The organism is Carboxylicivirga mesophila (assembly GCF_018271975.1).
GTDB lineage: Bacteria > Bacteroidota > Bacteroidia > Bacteroidales > Marinilabiliaceae > Carboxylicivirga > Carboxylicivirga mesophila.
Map to the genome: position 1 here is coordinate 87505 of NZ_JAGUCN010000016.1, position 18916 is coordinate 106420.

General features: G+C 41.1%; 20 protein-coding genes. 12 read left to right on the top strand and 8 right to left on the bottom strand.

Annotated elements, in window-relative coordinates; all coding sequences use genetic code 11:
- Positions 1-6 precede the first annotated feature (6 nt).
- Entirely contained in the window at positions 7-306 is a 300-nt protein-coding gene (locus KEM09_RS14205; RefSeq protein WP_280516745.1) for a diacylglycerol kinase family protein, read from the top strand.
- A 67-nt stretch (positions 307-373) separates the two neighbouring features.
- On the opposite strand, the gene typA is transcribed toward KEM09_RS14205, so the two are convergent.
- Positions 374-2170, bottom strand: coding sequence for a translational GTPase TypA (typA, locus tag KEM09_RS14210; RefSeq protein WP_212229295.1), 1797 nt, complete (start codon positions 2168-2170; stop codon positions 374-376).
- Between the two features lie 155 nt (positions 2171-2325).
- On the opposite strand from typA, the gene KEM09_RS14215 reads away from it, so the two are divergent.
- Positions 2326-3651: a cobyrinic acid a,c-diamide synthase CobB gene (locus KEM09_RS14215; protein WP_212229297.1), complete on the top strand. Its 1326-nt coding sequence runs from the start codon at positions 2326-2328 to the stop codon at positions 3649-3651.
- 14 nt (positions 3652-3665) lie between these two features.
- Here KEM09_RS14215 and KEM09_RS14220 read toward each other — a convergent pair whose 3' ends face one another.
- Positions 3666-4406, bottom strand: coding sequence for a tRNA lysidine(34) synthetase (locus KEM09_RS14220; protein ID WP_212229300.1), 741 nt, complete (start codon positions 4404-4406; stop codon positions 3666-3668).
- A gap of 144 nt (positions 4407-4550) precedes the next feature.
- Here KEM09_RS14220 and glsA point away from each other — a divergent pair, with 144 nt between their 5' ends.
- The 8 genes from glsA (at position 4551) to KEM09_RS14260 (ending at position 11543) form a co-directional block, all read left to right on the top strand.
- A complete protein-coding gene (gene glsA, locus KEM09_RS14225) occupies positions 4551-5585 on the top strand; it encodes a glutaminase A (protein ID WP_212229301.1) in 1035 nt (344 codons plus the stop codon).
- Positions 5586-5588: 3 nt separating this feature from the next.
- Complete coding sequence (locus KEM09_RS14230) at positions 5589-6797, top strand: DcaP family trimeric outer membrane transporter (protein ID WP_212229302.1); 1209 nt, start codon at positions 5589-5591, stop codon at positions 6795-6797.
- 69 nt (positions 6798-6866) lie between these two features.
- Positions 6867-7352: a YdeI/OmpD-associated family protein gene (locus tag KEM09_RS14235; protein ID WP_212229304.1), complete on the top strand. Its 486-nt coding sequence runs from the start codon at positions 6867-6869 to the stop codon at positions 7350-7352.
- A gap of 6 nt (positions 7353-7358) precedes the next feature.
- The gene (locus KEM09_RS14240) at positions 7359-7865 is read left to right on the top strand and encodes an O-acetyl-ADP-ribose deacetylase (protein ID WP_212229306.1); all 507 of its coding nucleotides are present in this window, start codon (positions 7359-7361) and stop codon (positions 7863-7865) included.
- Positions 7866-7940: 75 nt separating this feature from the next.
- Entirely contained in the window at positions 7941-8489 is a 549-nt protein-coding gene (locus KEM09_RS14245) for an RNA polymerase sigma factor (protein WP_212229308.1), read from the top strand.
- Positions 8479-9012 (top strand): hypothetical protein, encoded by a 534-nt coding sequence (locus tag KEM09_RS14250; protein WP_212229309.1) that lies wholly within the window; start codon positions 8479-8481, stop codon positions 9010-9012. The genes KEM09_RS14245 and KEM09_RS14250 overlap by 11 nt, the downstream gene beginning before the upstream one ends.
- The gene (locus KEM09_RS14255) at positions 8981-10324 is read left to right on the top strand and encodes a hypothetical protein (protein WP_212229310.1); all 1344 of its coding nucleotides are present in this window, start codon (positions 8981-8983) and stop codon (positions 10322-10324) included. The genes KEM09_RS14250 and KEM09_RS14255 overlap by 32 nt, the downstream gene beginning before the upstream one ends.
- A gap of 265 nt (positions 10325-10589) precedes the next feature.
- Entirely contained in the window at positions 10590-11543 is a 954-nt protein-coding gene (locus tag KEM09_RS14260) for a sensor histidine kinase (protein WP_212229311.1), read from the top strand.
- A 4-nt stretch (positions 11544-11547) separates the two neighbouring features.
- Here KEM09_RS14260 and KEM09_RS14265 read toward each other — a convergent pair whose 3' ends face one another.
- The 3 genes from KEM09_RS14265 to KEM09_RS14275 all read right to left on the bottom strand — a co-directional run bounded on the left by KEM09_RS14265 (position 11548) and on the right by KEM09_RS14275 (position 13424).
- The gene (locus KEM09_RS14265; protein ID WP_212229312.1) at positions 11548-12597 is read right to left on the bottom strand and encodes a hypothetical protein; all 1050 of its coding nucleotides are present in this window, start codon (positions 12595-12597) and stop codon (positions 11548-11550) included.
- The gene (locus tag KEM09_RS14270; RefSeq protein ID WP_212229313.1) at positions 12597-13082 is read right to left on the bottom strand and encodes an RNA polymerase sigma factor; all 486 of its coding nucleotides are present in this window, start codon (positions 13080-13082) and stop codon (positions 12597-12599) included. The genes KEM09_RS14265 and KEM09_RS14270 overlap by 1 nt, the downstream gene beginning before the upstream one ends.
- A gap of 69 nt (positions 13083-13151) precedes the next feature.
- Positions 13152-13424 carry an acylphosphatase gene (locus KEM09_RS14275; RefSeq protein WP_212229314.1) on the bottom strand — a complete coding sequence of 91 codons (273 nt, stop codon included), beginning with the start codon at positions 13422-13424 and terminating at the stop codon, positions 13152-13154.
- A gap of 166 nt (positions 13425-13590) precedes the next feature.
- Here KEM09_RS14275 and KEM09_RS14280 point away from each other — a divergent pair, with 166 nt between their 5' ends.
- Both KEM09_RS14280 and KEM09_RS14285 read left to right on the top strand, forming a co-directional pair.
- Positions 13591-15177 (top strand): aspartate:alanine exchanger family transporter, encoded by a 1587-nt coding sequence (locus KEM09_RS14280; RefSeq protein WP_212191861.1) that lies wholly within the window; start codon positions 13591-13593, stop codon positions 15175-15177.
- A gap of 78 nt (positions 15178-15255) precedes the next feature.
- On the top strand, positions 15256-15966 hold the full coding sequence (locus KEM09_RS14285; protein ID WP_212229315.1) for a hypothetical protein: 711 nt from the start codon (positions 15256-15258) through the stop codon (positions 15964-15966).
- Between the two features lie 74 nt (positions 15967-16040).
- Here the strand turns inward: KEM09_RS14285 and KEM09_RS14290 are convergent, their stop codons facing one another.
- From KEM09_RS14290 to KEM09_RS14300, 3 genes are all read right to left on the bottom strand, one after another.
- The gene (locus KEM09_RS14290; protein ID WP_212229317.1) at positions 16041-16745 is read right to left on the bottom strand and encodes a phosphoadenylyl-sulfate reductase; all 705 of its coding nucleotides are present in this window, start codon (positions 16743-16745) and stop codon (positions 16041-16043) included.
- Positions 16746-16906: 161 nt separating this feature from the next.
- Positions 16907-17929, bottom strand: coding sequence for an ATP-dependent 6-phosphofructokinase (locus KEM09_RS14295; RefSeq protein WP_212191864.1), 1023 nt, complete (start codon positions 17927-17929; stop codon positions 16907-16909).
- Positions 17930-18052: 123 nt separating this feature from the next.
- Positions 18053-18871, bottom strand: coding sequence for a universal stress protein (locus KEM09_RS14300; RefSeq protein ID WP_212229319.1), 819 nt, complete (start codon positions 18869-18871; stop codon positions 18053-18055).
- Positions 18872-18916: the final 45 nt, after the last annotated feature.

The window sequence follows — 18916 nt, forward strand, 5'->3', positions numbered from 1 at the left end:
TAAAACCTGCTTAAGGAAGAGCATAATGCACGTATTCATCTTTTGGCAGCTGTGGGTGTGGTGTTGCTAGGGTTTTATTTTTCCCTTTCGTCACTAGAATGGGTGGCTGTTTTGCTTTGTATCGGATTTGTTTTTGCCATGGAACTCTTAAATTCAGCCATTGAGGCTTTGGCTGATTTTGTAAGTGTCGAACATCAGGCATTGATTAAAAAGGCCAAGGATATGGCTGCAGCTGCGGTTTTGGTCGCTGCATTAGTGGCTTTTGTGGTTGGCTTGTTAATTTTTTTACCAAAGATAATTTCATAAAAAAGGAGATGACTAAACAGCCATCTCCATAGGGTTGCTAACCCGATAATCCAAAAATTACCGGTTATTATTTAGTAGCTCTTTTACGTTCGTGTTCCAAAAGTAATATTTTTCTTAAACGAATGTTAGAAGGAGTTACTTCAACGTACTCGTCTCCCTGAATATATTCCAGCGCTTCTTCCAAACTGAAGCGAATCGGAGGAGCTAGCTTGACTTTATCATCAGCACCAGATGAACGCATGTTGCTCATCTTTTTGGCCTTTGTTACGTTGATGGTTAAATCGCCTTCGCGATTGTTTTCACCAACAACCTGTCCCATGTAAACTTCTTCCTGAGGCGCAATAAAGAATTTACCTCTATCTTGCAGTTTATCCATTCCATAGGCTATTGAAGTACCTGATTCAATAACAATTAATGATCCATTGATGCGTTTCTCAATTGGACCTTTCCAAGGTTGGAATTCGATAAAGCGGTGTGCCATAATGGCCTCACCTTGTGTGGCAGTCAGCATATTGCTACGCAAGCCAATGATGCCTCGTGATGGAATATTGAATTCTAAATGAACACGATCGCCTTTTTTCTCCATCGATTTTAAATCACCTTTGCGCTGCGAAACCATTTCAATGGCTTTACCAGAGTGCTCTTCAGGTAAGTCAATGGTTAAATCTTCAACCGGTTCCAGTTTTTCACCAAATTCTTCTTTGATGATTACACGTGGCTGACCAACTTGTAATTCGTAGCCTTCGCGACGCATGGTTTCAATCAGCACTGATAAGTGAAGCACGCCACGGCCATACACATTCCACGCATCAGCAGATTCTGTTTCTTCCACACGCAAAGCCAGGTTTTTTTCCAGCTCTTTATCCAAACGCTCTTTAATGTGGCGCGAGGTAACGTATTTACCATCCTTACCAAAGAAAGGTGAGTTGTTAATGGTGAACAGCATACTCATCGTTGGCTCGTCAATTGCGATTGGTTCCAGTGGCTCCGGATTCTCAAAATCAGCAATGGTATCACCAATGTCGAATCCTTCAACTCCAATCAGTGCGCAAAGCTCACCACATGTAACCTGTTCAACTTTAGTCCGCCCTAAGCCATCAAATACATTCAGTTCTTTAATGCGCGTGCGCGTGATGCTGCCATCACGCTTTACAAGGCTCACATCCTGGTTTACTTTTAGCTCGCCACGGTGCAAGCGGCCAATAGCGATACGACCTAAATACTTACTGTGATCAAGTGAAGTAATTTGAAGTTGAGGTGTTCCTTTATTGTATTCCGGTGCCGGTATGTGCTCAATAATTGCATCAAAAATGGCTTCAATATTGTCAGTTTTCTTTTTCCAGTCGGTGCTCATCCAGTTTTCTTTGGCTGAACCATAAACCGATGGAAAATCCAGCTGGTCTTCAGTGGCATCCAGTGAAAACATTAAATCAAATACATCTTCGTGAACTTCTTCTGGACGGCAGTTGGGCTTATCTACCTTGTTGATAACCACAATTGGTTTCAAGCCAAGTGCAATGGCTTTTTGTAGTACAAATCGGGTCTGAGGCATAGGACCTTCAAAGGCATCAACCAGTAGCAGTACACCATCGGCCATGTTTAATACTCGTTCAACCTCGCCTCCAAAATCGGAGTGACCAGGGGTGTCAATGATGTTAATTTTAACATCATTCCACATTACCGACACGTTTTTAGATAGAATCGTGATGCCGCGCTCACGCTCCAAATCATTATTGTCCATTATGAGCTCACCAACTTCCTGGTGCTCTTTAAACAGCTTACCGGCCATTAACATCTTGTCAACCAGTGTAGTTTTGCCGTGGTCAACGTGTGCGATGATGGCTACGTTTCTAATCTCTTGCATAGCTAAAATCCAAATGAGCCGCAAAGGTACTGCTATTTTTTGGGATACAGCATCATACGATGTTAAAAAAGACATGAAGGTTTTAAATATTGAGAATGATTCGTAGCGGATTTCTCTATCTTTGGTGCGTAGAAGCTGTAACAAATACCTAACTAATGAAGCATTCTTTTTTAATAGCGGCACCATCCAGTAATTCTGGAAAAACCATGGTGACACTTGGCCTTATTAAGGCTCTTCGGAATCTTAACTTCAATATCCAACCCTTCAAATGTGGTCCTGACTATATTGATCCTTTGCACCATAGCCAGGTCGCTGGCGCCCAATCCTATAATTTAGATGTTTGGATGTCGGATGAAGCGCATATAAATGCTGTGTATGGTGAGCAAATGCAAAAGTCCGACATAGGCATTGTTGAAGGTGTTATGGGATTGTTTGATGGTGCTAAAAAGGATGCAGGTAGTTCAGCAGAAATAGCACGTATTCTTGATTTGCCGGTAGTGTTAGTGGTTAATGCCGCAGCAACAGCTTATTCTGTTGCACCTTTGCTGTATGGTTTTAAAAATTTCAATAAAAACATTAGGGTTGAGGGCGTTATCTTTAATAAGGTGTCGGGCGATTCTCATTATCAGTTTTTAAAGGAAGCAGCAGACGATGCTGGTGTTGTTGCTTTAGGATATATACCAAAAAATGATAAGTTGACGCTGGAATCGCGCCATTTGGGCTTGTCGTTAACCGAGAATGATCAGTTGCTTTTGGCGGTTGATGAAGCGGCAAAGCTAATTGAGCAACACGTCAGCCTGGAGCGTTTGTTACAGATCACTAAAAAGGAAACTGTTTCAGTTAGCAACGAAGAAAGACCCGTGCGTAAAAAAAGGATTAGGATTGCTATTGCCCGAGATGAGGCATTTAATTTTATGTATCCGGCCAATATTGATCGACTAAAAGAAATAGGTGAGGTTATATATTTTAGTCCATTGTATGACAATAATATACCAGAATGTGAATTGCTTTGGTTTCCGGGTGGTTACCCTGAGTTATATGCACCCCAATTGGCAGCAAATACTGATATGTTGAATGCCATCAGACGATTTGAGAAGTCGGGCGGCAGGATTGTAGCTGAGTGCGGAGGGATGATGTACTTGGGTAAATCAGTTGAAGTAAAAGATTGCTCGGTTTATCCAATGCTTGGCCTAATTGGCTATGAAACTTCATTAAGAAACATGAAGCTAAAGTTGGGGTATCGATCTGTTGAGTTTGATGGGCAGGTGTTTAAGGGGCATGAGTTTCACTATTCAACAGTCAGCAACGACTGTGATGACAAGGCTGATGCCTTGGTTCAAACTGCCAGAGGTGCAACGGCAGACATGGCCATCTATCGTACAGACAATATTTGGGCGTCCTATTTTCATATCTATCTTGGTGAAAAGGATAAGATGGATAACTTTATACAAATGATATTGAAAGGCATTTTACCCATGTGAATTGCTTGTCCAACCTAGGGCAGGTACTCAAAATCAATTTTCTTCATCGAGTTAAAGATGTTAATGCGCGCTTTAGGATTAATGCTGGTCATTTGATCAATTATTCTGCGTGCCTTAAGCCGGATAGTATGATCTTCATATGGGCATTCACGTTTTAATGACTGAAATCCCTGAAGGGTAGCATAGTATTTCATTTCTTCATTGGTTAACAGGGTTAAGGGGCGGATTACCTTAAGTTTATTTTCAAACATATCAAGACTGGCCGGGATGGAAGAAATGTTGGCATGCTGAGCCATGTTCATTACCAAAGTCTCAACAGCATCATCCAGGTGATGACCAAATGCGAGAGTTTTAATGCCAAGGGAATGAGTAAGCTTAAAAAGTTCTTTTCTGCGATTTCTTGAACAAGCAAAACAAGGCTTCTTCTTGCCAGCTGTTTCCAGGTTGGCCCTTGTTGTAACCAGGTGTAGGGTAACATTCAGTTCAGTGCAGAATGATTGCAACCAGTCAACATCAATCTGGTAAGGCACGTCTTCTGTAATGATATGTGCTGCGTGTAATTTGTAATCAATGGGCAGTCCCTTACGTCTGTTGGATAGGATCTCTAAAAGGGCCAGACTGTCTTTGCCACCCGAAACGGCTACCATCACTTTATCATCGGCCTCTATCATTTGATATTGATTAATGGCTTTCCCTGCAGTTTGTCTGACTTTTTGTATAAATGCCTGCTCTTGTTTTGTGTGCTTTTTCAACATGTTGCAAAGATAAAATAAATCCGATTTTAGCTACTTCAGACTTTGTTTATGCCCAGTATGTGCGCTGTGAAGTCTTGCGCGTGAGTGATTGTTTCAATACCTTTCCGGAAAATTGTAGTAAAATAATTCCCTATCTTAATTATTATGATGAAGAGAACTTACCTGGGACTACTAGTGTTATGTTTGTCTTTGACACTGGTAAATGCACAGGTTGAAAAAAGCCCTGTTGTGCCCGATTATAATAAGCTGCAACAGATTATTGATGAAGCGTATGAGCTGTTCGAGAATGATTCAGCCGGTGCTCCGGCCGATTATATACCTGAATTGGCGAGAGTTGAACCTGACTTGTTTGGCATTAGTGTGGTCACTGTTGATGGGCGTGTATTTAGTGCAGGTGATGTTGAGCATTATTTTTCTATTCAGTCTATTTCTAAGGTGTTTACCCTCGCCATGGTAATGGAACAACTCGGTCAACAGGCTATTTTAGAAAAGCTAGGTGCTGAACCTACTGGCTTGCCTTTTAATTCCGTTACGGCTATTGAGCAACAGGCCACAAGGGTTGGAAATCCATTGGTTAATGCGGGTGCGATTGCCACCACCAGTCTATTGGAAGGTAAATCTCAAGCTGTCAAATGGAAGAGTATTCTTGCTTTTTATAGTGCTTGTGCAGGCGAAGAGTTGGAGCTACTCAAAGATATTTATAACTCTGAAGCTGCCACTAATGGTAGAAATCAAGCAATAGCCCGCCTGCTGGATGCCTATGGAGTAATGTATGACGATCCGGAGAAGGCTGTAGATGTATATACGCGCCAGTGCTCTGTTGGAATAACGACTAAGCAGCTGGCTGCTATGGGGGCAACGTTAGCTGCCGGTGGAATTAATCCGTTTACTGGTGTTGAGGTGATGAATGCCGAAAATATCCCTCAGATATTATCAATCATGCTGTCGTGTGGTATGTATGATTATTCCGGAACATGGTCGTACCTGACAGGTTTGCCTGCTAAAAGCGGAGTGGGAGGTGGTATTGTGGCTGTTGTACCCGGGAAAGGTGCCATTGCTGCTTTTTCACCTCGGTTAGATACAGCTGGTAATAGTATTCGTGCACAAAAGGCAATAGCCTATATTTCTCAGCAGCTGAATATTAATATTTTTGATCCACAATCGGTAGGTGTAGAATAAGCTATGGATAAAATAAAAATGATAGTCCGTTACGCATCGGTTGTTCTATTGTCTCTTGCACCTATGTTTGCCAATGGTCAGGATGATGCATTAACGCTGAGGATGTATGGCCATGCTATGCTGGATATGGGTTATAACTTTCATCAGATTAATCCTGATTGGAGTGACGTGGTTCGACCTTCTCAGCTGCCTTCTTTTAAAAATGAATACGGAGCGAATGGTAATACATACTTTGGGGTGCGGCAAACTCGCTTTGGTGTTGAAAGTGTTGTTCCCAATTCTATGGGTAAACTTAAGGTTTTGTTTGAGTTTGAGTTGATGGGAACGGGCGTGGATGCCGGACAAACAACTTTTCGACTCAGGCATGCCTATGGGGAGTTGGGGCAGTTTGGCGCCGGACAATACTGGAGTCCTTTTATGGATATTGACGTATTTCCAAATACACTCGAATACTGGGGGCCTTCTGGCATGGTGTTTTTTAGAAATATCCAGTTTCGCTGGATGCCATTAAAGGGGAAAAATAAACTGACTTTTGCATTGGAGCGGCCTGGGGCTAGCGCTGATGGTGGTATATATGCCGATAAAATACAGCTGCGCAATGTGCATTTCCGATTTCCTGTGCCCGATTTCTCTGCCGAATTTCGCAAGAAATTCTCATGGGGATATCTCGAAATGGCCACTATGCTCCGGTACATTGAGTGGGAAGATATTGAACCGGACGATAATATCAACTTGTCTGATAATGCCATTGGATGGGGCGTTAATCTTAGTTCTAACGTGCATTTTTCTGCTTCAACAACTGGTCGATTTCAAGTGGTCTATGGCAAAGGAATACAAAACTATATGAATGATGGAGGCACAGATATAGGTATCGCACATAACATTGATGATGAATCGAAACCGATTAAAGGAGTTGCTCAACCAGTTTTAGGTGTTGTGGCGTTTGTAGATCAACAATGGACGGAGAAATTTACATCATCAGCAGGTTTTTCACTTTTGGATATTGACCATGCCGATGCCCAGGCACCCGATACGTATGCACAAGGGCAATATGCTCTGGCTAATCTACTTTATCATCCTGTTGAGAATGTGGTGACAGGTGTTGAATTGCAATATGGAAAACGGAAAAACTATTCTGATGGCTTTACATCTGATTTAGTTAAAGTTCAGTTTTCTTTTAAGTATATCTTTTCCGCCAATATGAGAAGGTAAGGTTATTGTAATGGTTGTTTATTATTTAGAGAAGTCGTTGTGCTTCTCTTTTTTGTTTGAGAACTTTGGATGATGAGTTTGTCGAATAAAACAGCGTTGGTTGATAAAAAGTACCTCCTTAATAAATTTCCCGGGAAGGGAGGTTGGACTTATGCCGAGATCCCGGAAGTGGCACCAGATAAGCATGCCTGGTTTAACTGGGTAAAGGTGCATGGTTCTATTAATGGCTTCTCACTTAAACATGCTCGATTAATGCCTTTGGGCAACGGGCAATTGTTTTTGCCGGTAAAGGCAGCTATTCGAAAAGCTATAGGCAAGGAAGCTGGTGATTGGGTGCATATTATTTTGTATCCTGATAACATACCAGTTGAAGTACCGCAAGATTTGATTGATTGTTTAGCTTTGGAAAACAGTAAATTGTTTGATGAATTTGTAAAGCAAAGTGCCAATCAGCAGCAGGAAATTATTGATTGGATATACGCTGCTAAAAAAGATGAAACTAAAGCGCGCAGAATCAATAAGGTGATTGATTACCTGCAGCAAAAGATAAAATAATTAGCTATGGATATACAGTTATTGAGAGGTGATATAACGCGCGTTGAGGCAGAGGCTATTGTTAATGCAGCTAATTCAGGCCTCTTGGGCGGAGGAGGTGTCGACGGAGCTATTCATAGGGCAGGAGGCAGTGCCATTATGGAGGAGTGTAAAATTATAAGATCCAAACAGGGTGGTTGCCCAACAGGTCAGGCTGTTGTTACCTCGGCGGGCAACATGCCGTATCGCTATGTTATTCATACGGTTGGTCCTGTTTGGAGAGGTGGTGCTGATGGAGAGCCTGAATTATTAAAAGCTTGTTATATCAATTCGTTAAAGTTAACAGATGAATTGAACATCATCTCTTTAGCTTTTCCTAATATTAGCACTGGTGTATATGGCTATCCAAAACATCTGGCGGCAGAAATAGCCATTGATGCTGTCAGAAGCTATCAGAGCAATATCATCAGGCAAGTGGTTTTTGTGTGCTTCGATGAAGAAAACTATTCCCTGTATCAACAGCTTATCTCATGAGCTGCATATATTATTTTTATTTCTCTTTTAACCTTTTGCTTATTCGTGCATCCTTAAGTTAGAAAGTACCAAATCTTGAGTAAAGCAATTAATCTGACAGAACAACTGGTAGCCAGGTGTGTGCGTGGCGATGAGCGGGCCAGCCTGGCTTTGTACAAGCAGTATGTGAAAGCTATGTACAATGTGGCGTATCGTATTGTTGGCAATCAGTTTGATGCCGAAGATGTCATTCAGGATGCTTTCGTAAAAGCCTTTGATAAAATTGGGGCATTAAAGGAGCCAAAAGCGTTCGGTTCCTGGTTAAAACAGATGGTTATTAATCAATCTATTTCTTTAATCAGAAAGCAAAAGCGATTAAAAATTAAACTCCATCTCAACGACGAGTTACCAGAACCCGAGCATGATAATGTGTCGCCGGATTTGCCGATTGAACTGGTGATGAAAGCTGTTATGGAGTTGCCAGAGGGCGCACGGGTGGTCTTTACGTTACGAGTGATTGAAGGCTACAAGTTTAGTGAAATTGCGCAAATGACAGGACTGACTGAAAATAACTGCAAAGTGCAGTTTCATCGCTCGAGAAAGCTTTTAAACAATCAATTGAAAAGTAATATTTATGCCGAATAGTTGGGAACAATATTTTAAGGAAAACAGGGCTCAGCTGGATATTCATCAGCCTGATGAGGAACGCATGTGGCAAGCCATTGCCGAACGTCAGAAGTCAGGAAGTGTAGTAAAACACTGGGGATTTAGAATAGCTGTTGCCATTGCTGTTGTGCTGGCAGTAGGTGTATTTGTTCGTCATGAACTAATGATGCAGCAGCAACTGGATACATTGGCAGCCATCAACAAAGAGCTGGCCGCAAAAGAGCATGATTACATCATGCGGGTGAATCAAAAATGGGATGAATTCAGATCGTTGCCATCTGTTGAGATTGATTTTGATGCTATGTTGCAGGAAGAGATAAAGATATTGGATGATATATATAGTAAATGTTTAGATGATATTAAAGCGCATGGTTACAATGAGCGTGCTGTGTTAATCATGCTTGATACCTATGAAAAGCGTTTACGCGTGTTAGAACGTCTGATTAATGAGAAACGAAAACAAAACAAAGATGAAAAAAAGTCAAATCATATCCGGATATAAGAAGAGTATATACTTAATACTGATGATGCTTTTGTTTGCTAGTATGGCGTCAGTGGCTGAACCCATAAGCAATGTATTCACTAAAACCATTCAGCTTAGCGGGCATCCAACCATTAGCTATCGTTTATACGATGTGTCGGCGGAGGTAATAGTAACTGATAAACAGGAGCTAAAGATTGAAATGGAGTATATGGTTGATGGCAAGCCAGAAGAGGTACAAAGGTTAAAAGATATGTTTGAAAAGACTGTCATCCAAAGCGACCATCAGGAAGTTGCAAACGTAGATTTATCTTTTCAAAACAACTTTGAGTTAGAAATTATGGGAATGAAATGGAGTAAGCTCACTTTTAAGTCGGCTACGAAGGAAACCATAAAGTTGAAAGAATTTAAGGTGAAAAAATGTCGTATCTGGGTGCCAAAACAAAGTGATGTTGATTTACAAATAAAGTATTCAACTATTAATATCAATGAAGATGTTTATGGTATATGTAAAATAGATATATATGATTCAAAAGTATACTTAAATAGTGTATCAAAATCATTGTTGGGAGAAGCGAAATACTCAAGCCTGTCATTGGGCGATGTAGCTATGGCTGATGTGAACTTATATGAATGTAAATTTAAAGCAGGCGAAGTGAAAGAGGCCACTATCAAAGCCAAATACTCAACCATCAATACGAATGATTTACAGGTGTTAAACCTCGATATGTATGAGGGAACTGCTGGTTTTGGCAATGTGCTGCGTGGTGAGATAAGCAATAAATATGCTCATATTACCATTAAGGAAGGCAATGCACTTGATTTATCGGTTTATGAGGGAAGTTTAACCTTTGACAGGATTTCAAACCTTAAGCTTAATGCCAAGTATATGGAGTTAAAAGGTGATTTTGTCGATGTGCTATATTTAAATGAAGCATACGAGAATGAGATTAAGCTCAGCAAAGTGAACGCCGTTGAATCTAAAGATGGTAAATACAATGAGTTTACTATTGGCTATTTAAGTGATCGATTCATTCACTCGGGGTACGAAGATGAAATTGAAATTAATGCCTTGGAAACTGGCTTTAAAGCATTGATTTTTAATGGTAAATACCTTGAGATTACACTTGGCATGTCCAACCCTCCGGCCTATATCTTTAAGGGGAATGTGCAATACCCTTCTTTCAGCATTAATGAATCGGACTACACAATTCGAAAGAAGATTGGCGACAATAGCAAGCTGGAGTTTAACTATGAATTTAAAGGCCCAGGCGAGTCTTCTCCTGAAATTACGATAGAAGGTTATGAAATAGATTTTAGTATACTTAATTAATATATAGCATTAAGTGATGATGGTAAAGGTGCATTATATCAATGTAATATAAGATGTTTAGTTGCTTTTTGTTTAGTGCGATTTATAGACGACTAATCAAAATGTGCTATTTGCAAGTCTATAGAGTTGTTAAGCTTGGTGATATTTCCCATAGTGCCAGATGATTTTTAAGTAAATTTGAACATGATTCATCAAAAATACCCTGCAATTATTTGGACATATTTATGAATATGTCATATACTTACGGTTAGAATCCGGTATAACCATGAGTAAACTAATCAAAATTAAACTGAGTTACAAACGCATCCCATTTGAATACAGATTATCAGTAATTTACCTGATAGTTGGCTGCCTTTGGATATTGTTTTCCGATCAACTGGCAGGTCAACTGTCAAACGATGAAGAGACGCTAAGAATTATTCAACTTTACAAAGGGTGGTTTTACGTGTTAATAACTGCTATTGCACTGCTGCTGTTTGTTAAAGAGCATCTTAAGCGCCTTAGATATGCCGAAAACCTGGCCAAGGAAAACGAGCAGCTTAAAACGGCATTTATTGAAAATATGTCGCATGAGTTGCGAACACCAATGAATGCGATTGTTGGTTTTACCGAAATTGCCCGCACCGAAGGTGTTTCTATGCCTGAGATGAGGCAGTACCTTGACATTATTCTGAACAGTTCCAAACAGTTGTTGTCTATTGTTAATGATGTAATGGATACGTCTTTGCTTGAATCGGGCAATGTTGTGCTGAAAAACGAGCAGTTTACTCTTCAGAACCTGATAGAAAATGTGCATGCCTATTTTTCTCCTGTGATGAAGGATAATGTTAGCTTATTAACTCATACCGAGGGAGAGAGTTTTATGGTTTGTACCGATCGGGAAAAGATGACGCGTATTTTTCATAACCTGGTTAATAATGCCATAAAATTTACGCATCGCGGGCGAATAGAAATTGGCTACAGGATTGGTTCTAAAGACGTGGTGTTTTTTGTAAAAGATACGGGTGTTGGCATTGATCCGGCTTTTCATCAATCCATATTCGATCGCTTTAAACAGGCCGAAATAGAACTCTCCAAGCGTACCGGAGGCACAGGGCTTGGCCTTTCGATTTGCAAAGAGATGATGAAGTTATTGGGTGGTCAAATCTGGCTGGAGTCAGAAGTAGGAGCGGGGTCGAAGTTTTATTTCTCACTGCCTATTAATACGCTTCGGGCCTAAAATGCTACTTTACGCGTCGGTTTACCTCCAGGTTGTCGCCTTTTAGTTTGTATCCAACTACTTTTCCATCAGCATTATAATACTTATTCATTTTAACCGATTCTTTCGATAAGAAGTTCATTACTTTGACCCCTCCTTCAACCAGGGCTAGTGATAACGAGGGAGTTGCTTCTTCTTGCTCAATTTGTTGATAAATTGATGCCAGTTCGGCACGCAACAGATTGTTATTCATATACTGGGGCATCATAACATTCAGTCCGTGCTCATAGGCATTTATGGGTGCGCTTTCAAGTCTCTTTATTTGGTTAATGCTTGCCAGGTATTGTGCACTTTCAGGAACTATTGTCACTTTTTGGGTACTGTCAGCCTTGGTTTGGGCCTTATTCATTGGGTTTTTAGATAACTCAAGCAAACTGTCTTTTGATGGTTGAGTTTGATTGACAACAGGCTTTTCCAGGATTTTGTTACGCGCAATGGCTGGCGCTTCTATCTTTTGGGTGTTGTTTTTGTCGTTAATGGCGGTTGTTGGTTCAACTATTGCTGTTCTGTTCAGGTTTATCCATACTGTAAGAATAACAGCAATGCTTGCCACTGCGGCAATACCTCTGCTGGCTATAGTTTGATTAAGTACAGGTAGCAAGGTAAACCGGCGGAGTTTGTTTTTTTCGTCGAAAGTGATTTGACTATCAGATTGTAAACGCAGCTGCTGATATGAGGCGCTCTCCTTTTCTCTGGCCAATTCATCTGGCTCAGCTAATAGTAATTCAGCCTCTTCTGAAACGGTGAGCCCTTCCTCGGCCTTTTTGATGAATAAATAATCTTTAACCGGTAAATCATAGTTTTGAGCCTCGTGTTTCAGCAGTTCATCTTTGAAATGACAGGCCATCCCCACTTGTTCTGGCTCAAGGCTGATGTTAATATCTGTGTCTAAATCTCCTTTTAGTTCCGGATGTTCATCCAAAAATAAAAACAGCAGCTGCTTATCTTGCTCGGAAATGCTTCCTTCAAGATAATCGAGCAAATATGCTTCGTAATTATTTTTATCAATTCTCATCAGACTAAAACTTCGATGTTACCAATGTACTCCTTCAAAAACTTCCTGGCTCTGAAAATATAAACTTTAACCTGTGCTTCCGAAAGCTTAGTTATTTCACTAATCTCTTTGTAAGAATAGCCTTCATAATCGCGCATCATCACAACCATTCGCTGAGTTTCGGGCAGGCGCTCAACCGCCTGGTGCAACACTTCATTAAGATCGGTATAGCCATCGGTGTGCGAGTGGTTCTTAAAGTCAACATCATCCCACAGGGCCTGTTTCTTTTCGCGTCGGGTCAGGTCAATCAGTGTATGATAGGCGGCCGAAAACAAATAGCTTTTCACTTTCAGAAAGTTAACCTCGTCGTGCTTTTTCCACAATTTCTCATAGGTATCCTGTATAATGTCTTTCGCTTTGTCTTCATCTTTAATATTCTTTAAGATGAATCGATAGACACTATCTGAATACTGATTGACGGCTTGGTTAAATTCTTCTACTGTCATGTTTTTTCTGAATGACTTTGGTAGGACGCATGGTTGTCGCCGGATGTTACAGCAAAAATGTGATTTTTTTTAGCGTTGCCTGATTTTAAATTGTTTATAGCCGTAAAACGGAATGTCACTTACCATAAAAGTATCTACTCTTGATAATGCCGGTCCTTTTTTGCACTCAGACATAAAATGATAAATATTCTCCGATTCGCCTTCTGCATCAATCTCTACCTTGCCATCGGGCAGGTTTTGTACATAGCCATTAATGTTGTGTGTTTTGGCCCCGTTGGCCACAAAGTACCGAAAGCCTACTCCTTGCACCCTTCCGTCTACAATAATTCTGACTCTTTTCATAGTGCGCTTATCAAATGCTATTACAAAGATTAAAATTAGGAAAGTATTGTTGAGATGGAAAGTGTATCTTTGAACAATAATTAAAAAATCCACTTTCAGCTCATTCTCCAGCTTCGACAACATTAAATACATGTGAGTCGTTACTAACGTTATATTCTTAAGAGAAATGGAACTATTACAGACCAGCTATTTTGCCCTTTTTGTTATTATTTGCCTGGGTTTTATTATTGGTAACATCAAAGTTAAAGGCGTATCGCTCGATATCTCGGCCATCATTTTTGTGGCCTTGGTGTTTGGCCACTTTGGAGTGGTTATGCCAGGTATATTAGAAAAGATTGGACTTATTCTGTTTATTTATACCATTGGGGTACAGGCAGGGCCTGGTTTTTTTGATTCTTTCCAAAAGAATGGCCGAAATCTGGCCTTGTTGGCTACTGTGGTGATTTTATCCGCCAGTTTTATGGCATTCTTGCTTTATCAATTGTTTGGACTCGACATGCCTATTATCACTGGCTTATTAACTGGAGCTCTTACTTCTACGCCAGGTTTGGCGGCTGCCATTGAAGTGACCAACTCACCCTTGGTTTCCATTGGTTATGGGGTTGCTTATCCGTTTGGTGTAATTGGCGTGATATTATTTGCCAAGTTTTACCCTAAGCTGATTAAGGCCGATATCCGAAAAGCTGAAAAGGATTATGAGAAAAATGCAGAAGCTGGTTTTCCGGAGATTACGCATGTTAACCTGGTTGTGGAGAATGAAAATATTTTTGGTAAAACCATCGGAAATCTTCGTGTCAGAACCATGACACAGGCGGTGATTTCGCGTGTGATGCACGATGGATTAGCTACCACTCCCAACAACATGACGGTATTAAGTAAAGGTGATTTGGTTCGAGCTGTAGGTACAAAAGATGCCTTAGATAAAATAACACTTCTCATTGGTTCAAAAACGGATGAGAAAATACCGTTGGATGCAGGTTATGAGGTGCAATCCATATTAGTGACCAATACCGAAGCGGTTAATAAGGCATTGAGTGTGTTTAACCTCTGGACGAACTATCAGGCAACGGTGACACGCATTCGTCGAAGCGGAATTGATATCACACCTACGCCATCTATCAAGCTACAGATGGGTGATAAGGTGATGGTGGCCTGCAGTCGTGAAAACATGAAGCAGGTAATACGTATATTTGGGAATAACGATAAAAAATTGTCGGATACCGACTTCTTTCCGGTGGCCGCCGGCATTGTTTTAGGTATACTATTTGGTAAGATGTCATTGTCATTTGGAGGCTCCTTTTCGTTCAGTTTAGGATTAACCGGAGGAGTATTGGCAGTGGCAATGATATTAGCTCGTTTAGGGCGCACAGGACCGGTTATTTGGAGTATGTCAGGGGCTGCCAACCAATTGCTCCGCCAGCTGGGTTTAATGTTGTTTTTGGCCTCTGTGGGTACCAAAGCCGGTGCTACGCTGGTTAGTACCTATGAAAGCTATGGGGCGCAGTTATTTGTGGTAGGTGGTATATTAACGCTTTTTCCCATGGTGATGGCTGTTGTAGCGGCCTACTTTATGAAGTCGCTTAATATTCTTACTCTGTTGGGAACAATAACCGGCTCAATGACCAGTACACCTGGGTTGGCTGCTGTCGATAGTATGACAGATAGCAATGCTGCCGCCATTGCTTATGCAACCGTTTATCCGGTGGCAATGGTGCTGCTTGTTATTTGCGTGCAGATTCTAGGATTATTTTAACTGTCATAGTTTCTGACTTAACCAAACCAGTAGTTATTTGTTATATTCACAAGCAAATAACTACTTAAACTTAAAGCTATGAGAATAATTAACCTGAAAGCAATGATGTTGCTGGCTACAGTGATGTTGTTGCCTGCTGGTGCATTTGCTCAAAATCCTACCAGTTCAAGGGGTACGGTACAGCAAACTTATAAAGTTGAGGAACCGGTAAAGCGCACTACAGCGGCTGGGCCACGATTTGAATTAACTCCAATTTCCGGTTATTCATTAAACGGCCATGTTAATTTATACAGGGCAAAATTTAAAATGGATAATGCTGCGCATTATGGTGGCATTTTATCAGTTGAAGTAATGCCCGGATTAATGGGTGAGTTTTCCTATACGCGCTCTAAAACAACTGCCAGGTATGATGATTTTGTTGCGGGTGACCGTACCAATTACGATATGGCCATTGACTATTTTCAGCTGGGAGCTCTTAAGGCTTTAAAGCAAGGGCCGGTTGTGCCTTTTGGTATGGCCTCACTTGGTGTAACCTGGTTTAATATGCAAACGCATGGCGTGTCTGATCATGTATCATTTTCTGCTGCCCTCGGTGGAGGTGTAAAATTCTTCTTCAGCGATAGAGTTGGTATACGCCTGCAGGGGCGCTTATTATTACCGATGTACTTCTCCGGCGGCGGATTGTTTCTGGGTATAGGCTCAGGTGGACCAAGTACTGGTGTTGGTATTAGTACGGGCGTATTGACTGTTCAGGGGGATTTCTCAGGCGGTCTTATTGTGCGTTTCTAGCCACGGTACGGGTATTAAAATATAACCGCCCGATACATCTAGTGTACCGGGCGGTTTTTTTGTTGTAACAGTTGTTATCGTTTGTGTAGTCCACATTCTTTTGTGTCCGGGTTTTCCCACCACCAACGGCCGGCTCTAACATCTTCGCCTTCCATAATGGCCCGTGTACATGGCTGACAACCAATGCTTGGGTAATCTTTATCGTGCAGGGTGTTGTACGGTATGCCTTTTTCGTTGATGTAGGCCCACACCTGCTCTTCGCTCCAGTCTGCAAGTGGGTTAATCTTTAAAAGATTATTATTGGCATCCCACTCAACCTTAGAAATGTCTGTACGTGTAACTGATTGTTCAGCTCTTAAGCCACAAATCCAAACGTCCAAACCTTTAAAGGCACGCTGAAGTGGTTCAATCTTTCTTACAAAACAGCACTCTTTGCGGTTTTCAACGCTTTCAAAAAACAGGTTGATGCCTTTGGCGTTGACCATCTTCTGAACTTTCTTCTTCTTAGGGAAGTAAATTTCCAGGTTCTTTTTGTATTTGCGCGATGTACGGTCAATCAAATCATATGTTTCGGGAAACAGACGGCCAGTATCCAGCGTGAAAATTTTGGTTGCGGGATTAATATTAACCACCATCTCGGTGAGCACCTGGTCTTCAGCACCCAGGCTTGAGGCTAAACCTATCTTCTCGCCATAACGTTCGATAAAATAAGTCAATATTTCTTGAGGTGTTGAATTGGCTAATTGCTCATTCAGTTGTTTGATTTCTTCTGCTTGCATAATCCAATGTTTTGTGCAAAGATAGTAATATCGTTTTTAGGCTATAATTATAGCGCTAAATTAAACAGTTACGGGCTTTTCTGTGATAAAAATGTCCATAAAAAAGAGGTGAGCTGAGTTATTATATCAGTCACCTCTATGAAGAAATATCTCTTGTTTACTTAACCAAAACAAACCCCCATGCTCTTGCCTTGATCAATGAGGTAGTGATCGGGATTCACCAGTCTCAGCTTGCCGCCCACTTCTTCCAGCGGCACAGATGTGATGACATCGTTCTTTAAAGAAACCATGGTGCCATATTGACCATGGTGGATTAACTCAGCGGCATGCGCACCATACCGAGTGGCCAAAATGCGGTCTTGCGGACTAGGGGTGCCTCCGCGCTGGATGTATCCTAAAATGGTTTCACGGGTTTCCAGGCCGGTCATTTTCTGTATTTTTTTACCAATATAGCTGGCAGCCGATTTCTTTTTAGGCTTGTCAATGCCTTCGGCAACGGCTACAATGGAATAGGGTTTTCCAACGTTACTTCGCTCCATAAGGCAATTGCACACATTATCCAGATCAAACTCAAGTTCCGGTAAAAGAATCACATCACCACCCGCTGCAATGCCCGAATGGAGAGCAATCCATCCAGCATTATGTCCCATAAGCTCTATCACCATTACACGCTTGTGTGAGTTGGCAGTGGTGTGCAGGCGGTCGATGGCTTCTGTAGCGATATTAACTGCCGAGTCAAAGCCAAATGTTACATCCGTACCGTACACATCGTTGTCGATGGTTTTGGGTATACCAACGATATTAAGCCCCTCCTGGGCAAGTAAATTAGCCGTTTTTTGGGTGCCATTGCCTCCGATGCATACCAACGCGTCAAGTCCAAGTTTATCGTAGTTTTCTTTAATTATTTGAGGTTTGTTTTCCGATTCGCCTTCCTCAACCTTGAAGGGTTTAAAGCGCGATGTGCCCAAGATGGTTCCGCCAACAGTAATTATTCCCGATAGGGCTTTTTCTTCCATTGGAGTTGCTTCCATGTTCATGAGGCCACTAAATCCATTGGCAATTCCGACTACTTCCATGCCATATTTAACAATGGCGGTTTTGCCAACACCTCTAATGGCAGCATTAATACCAGGGCAGTCGCCACCAGCAGTTAATATGCCAATCCTTTTTTTACCTGTTCCCATAGTTTAAATGATGTTTTCTGCCGTCTTTAAAGACCAGCCAGTTAGTATCCAAATATTTGCTTGCAAGCTCTTAAATTACAGTTTTTATATAGAATATCCATTTGTTAATGACAGGTGTCTGCCTTATTCGTGAAATACCAATAATGGAACATCGGTGTGAAACAGTATTTTACGTGTGATACTTGGGTGTAATAATTTTGATATCATATTTCTTTTGTGCCTCGTCATAGCTATTAAATCGATGGCATTTGAGTTGATAAACTCATCCAGTTCTTTGATAAAATCTTCACCAGTAATAAAGCTAAAATTGATTTGGTAATTTCGATAGGTTTGGTAGCAGTATAAGCGCATCTCTTCAAGTCGTTTCTTATCCCATTTGTCGGGAGCTGATGCCTTAAAGTGTACGGCGAATATTTGTGTTTGAAATGGTGTAATTAATCTGATGAGTTTATGTAACGAGCGGTAATCGCTGTCGCCAAAGTCACTAACAAATAAAATGTTACTCAAGCGGTTGATATCAACCGTTGAGGTAGAAGGAACAGCCAAAACAGGCACTTTAGCATTTTTAATGACATCGCTGGTAACACTGCCCAGTAGCTCCTTAATGGTATCGCCCTTGCTGCAGGTGCCCATTATTATAGCATCAGGTTCTTCTTTTGTGCTGATGTTTATAAGTACATCTTCAGGGTATCCGGCCTCCAGCCTTGTTGTAATTGTAATGTTGTTTTTTTGTTCCTCATTAAATTGCGATGATACTTTTGCGCCTAATTCCTGAAGGGCCTGTTCGCTTATTTTTGTTGGTGTTTCAGACGAATCATTTAGAGGCGGTTGGCAGCTGACCAGACTGATGACCGAAGGAATTTTTTGCCCCAGATTAATAGCGTAGTCAACGGCGTTGAGCGAATAGTCTGAGAAATTGACCGGAACAAAAATGCGTACCATTGTAACGAGTTTTTAAATGTGCATATCACAAGTTACGAATGAAAG

Bases quoted from the DNA above. Each gene is read 5' to 3' on its own strand.
- typA (WP_212229295.1), bottom strand. From the start codon at position 2,170: ATGCAAGAGATTAGAAACGTAGCCATCATCGCACACGTTGACCACGGC.
- KEM09_RS14215 (WP_212229297.1), top strand. From the start codon at position 2,326: ATGAAGCATTCTTTTTTAATAGCGGCACCATCCAGTAATTCTGGAAAA.
- KEM09_RS14220 (WP_212229300.1), bottom strand. From the start codon at position 4,406: ATGTTGAAAAAGCACACAAAACAAGAGCAGGCATTTATACAAAAAGTC.
- glsA (WP_212229301.1), top strand. From the start codon at position 4,551: ATGATGAAGAGAACTTACCTGGGACTACTAGTGTTATGTTTGTCTTTG.
- KEM09_RS14230 (WP_212229302.1), top strand. From the start codon at position 5,589: ATGGATAAAATAAAAATGATAGTCCGTTACGCATCGGTTGTTCTATTG.
- KEM09_RS14235 (WP_212229304.1), top strand. From the start codon at position 6,867: ATGATGAGTTTGTCGAATAAAACAGCGTTGGTTGATAAAAAGTACCTC.
- KEM09_RS14240 (WP_212229306.1), top strand. From the start codon at position 7,359: ATGGATATACAGTTATTGAGAGGTGATATAACGCGCGTTGAGGCAGAG.
- KEM09_RS14250 (WP_212229309.1), top strand. From the start codon at position 8,479: ATGCCGAATAGTTGGGAACAATATTTTAAGGAAAACAGGGCTCAGCTG.
- KEM09_RS14255 (WP_212229310.1), top strand. From the start codon at position 8,981: ATGAAAAAAAGTCAAATCATATCCGGATATAAGAAGAGTATATACTTA.
- KEM09_RS14260 (WP_212229311.1), top strand. From the start codon at position 10,590: ATGAGTAAACTAATCAAAATTAAACTGAGTTACAAACGCATCCCATTT.
- KEM09_RS14265 (WP_212229312.1), bottom strand. From the start codon at position 12,597: ATGAGAATTGATAAAAATAATTACGAAGCATATTTGCTCGATTATCTT.
- KEM09_RS14270 (WP_212229313.1), bottom strand. From the start codon at position 13,082: ATGACAGTAGAAGAATTTAACCAAGCCGTCAATCAGTATTCAGATAGT.
- KEM09_RS14275 (WP_212229314.1), bottom strand. From the start codon at position 13,424: ATGAAAAGAGTCAGAATTATTGTAGACGGAAGGGTGCAAGGAGTAGGC.
- KEM09_RS14280 (WP_212191861.1), top strand. From the start codon at position 13,591: ATGGAACTATTACAGACCAGCTATTTTGCCCTTTTTGTTATTATTTGC.
- KEM09_RS14285 (WP_212229315.1), top strand. From the start codon at position 15,256: ATGAGAATAATTAACCTGAAAGCAATGATGTTGCTGGCTACAGTGATG.
- KEM09_RS14290 (WP_212229317.1), bottom strand. From the start codon at position 16,745: ATGCAAGCAGAAGAAATCAAACAACTGAATGAGCAATTAGCCAATTCA.
- KEM09_RS14295 (WP_212191864.1), bottom strand. From the start codon at position 17,929: ATGGGAACAGGTAAAAAAAGGATTGGCATATTAACTGCTGGTGGCGAC.
- KEM09_RS14300 (WP_212229319.1), bottom strand. From the start codon at position 18,871: ATGGTACGCATTTTTGTTCCGGTCAATTTCTCAGACTATTCGCTCAAC.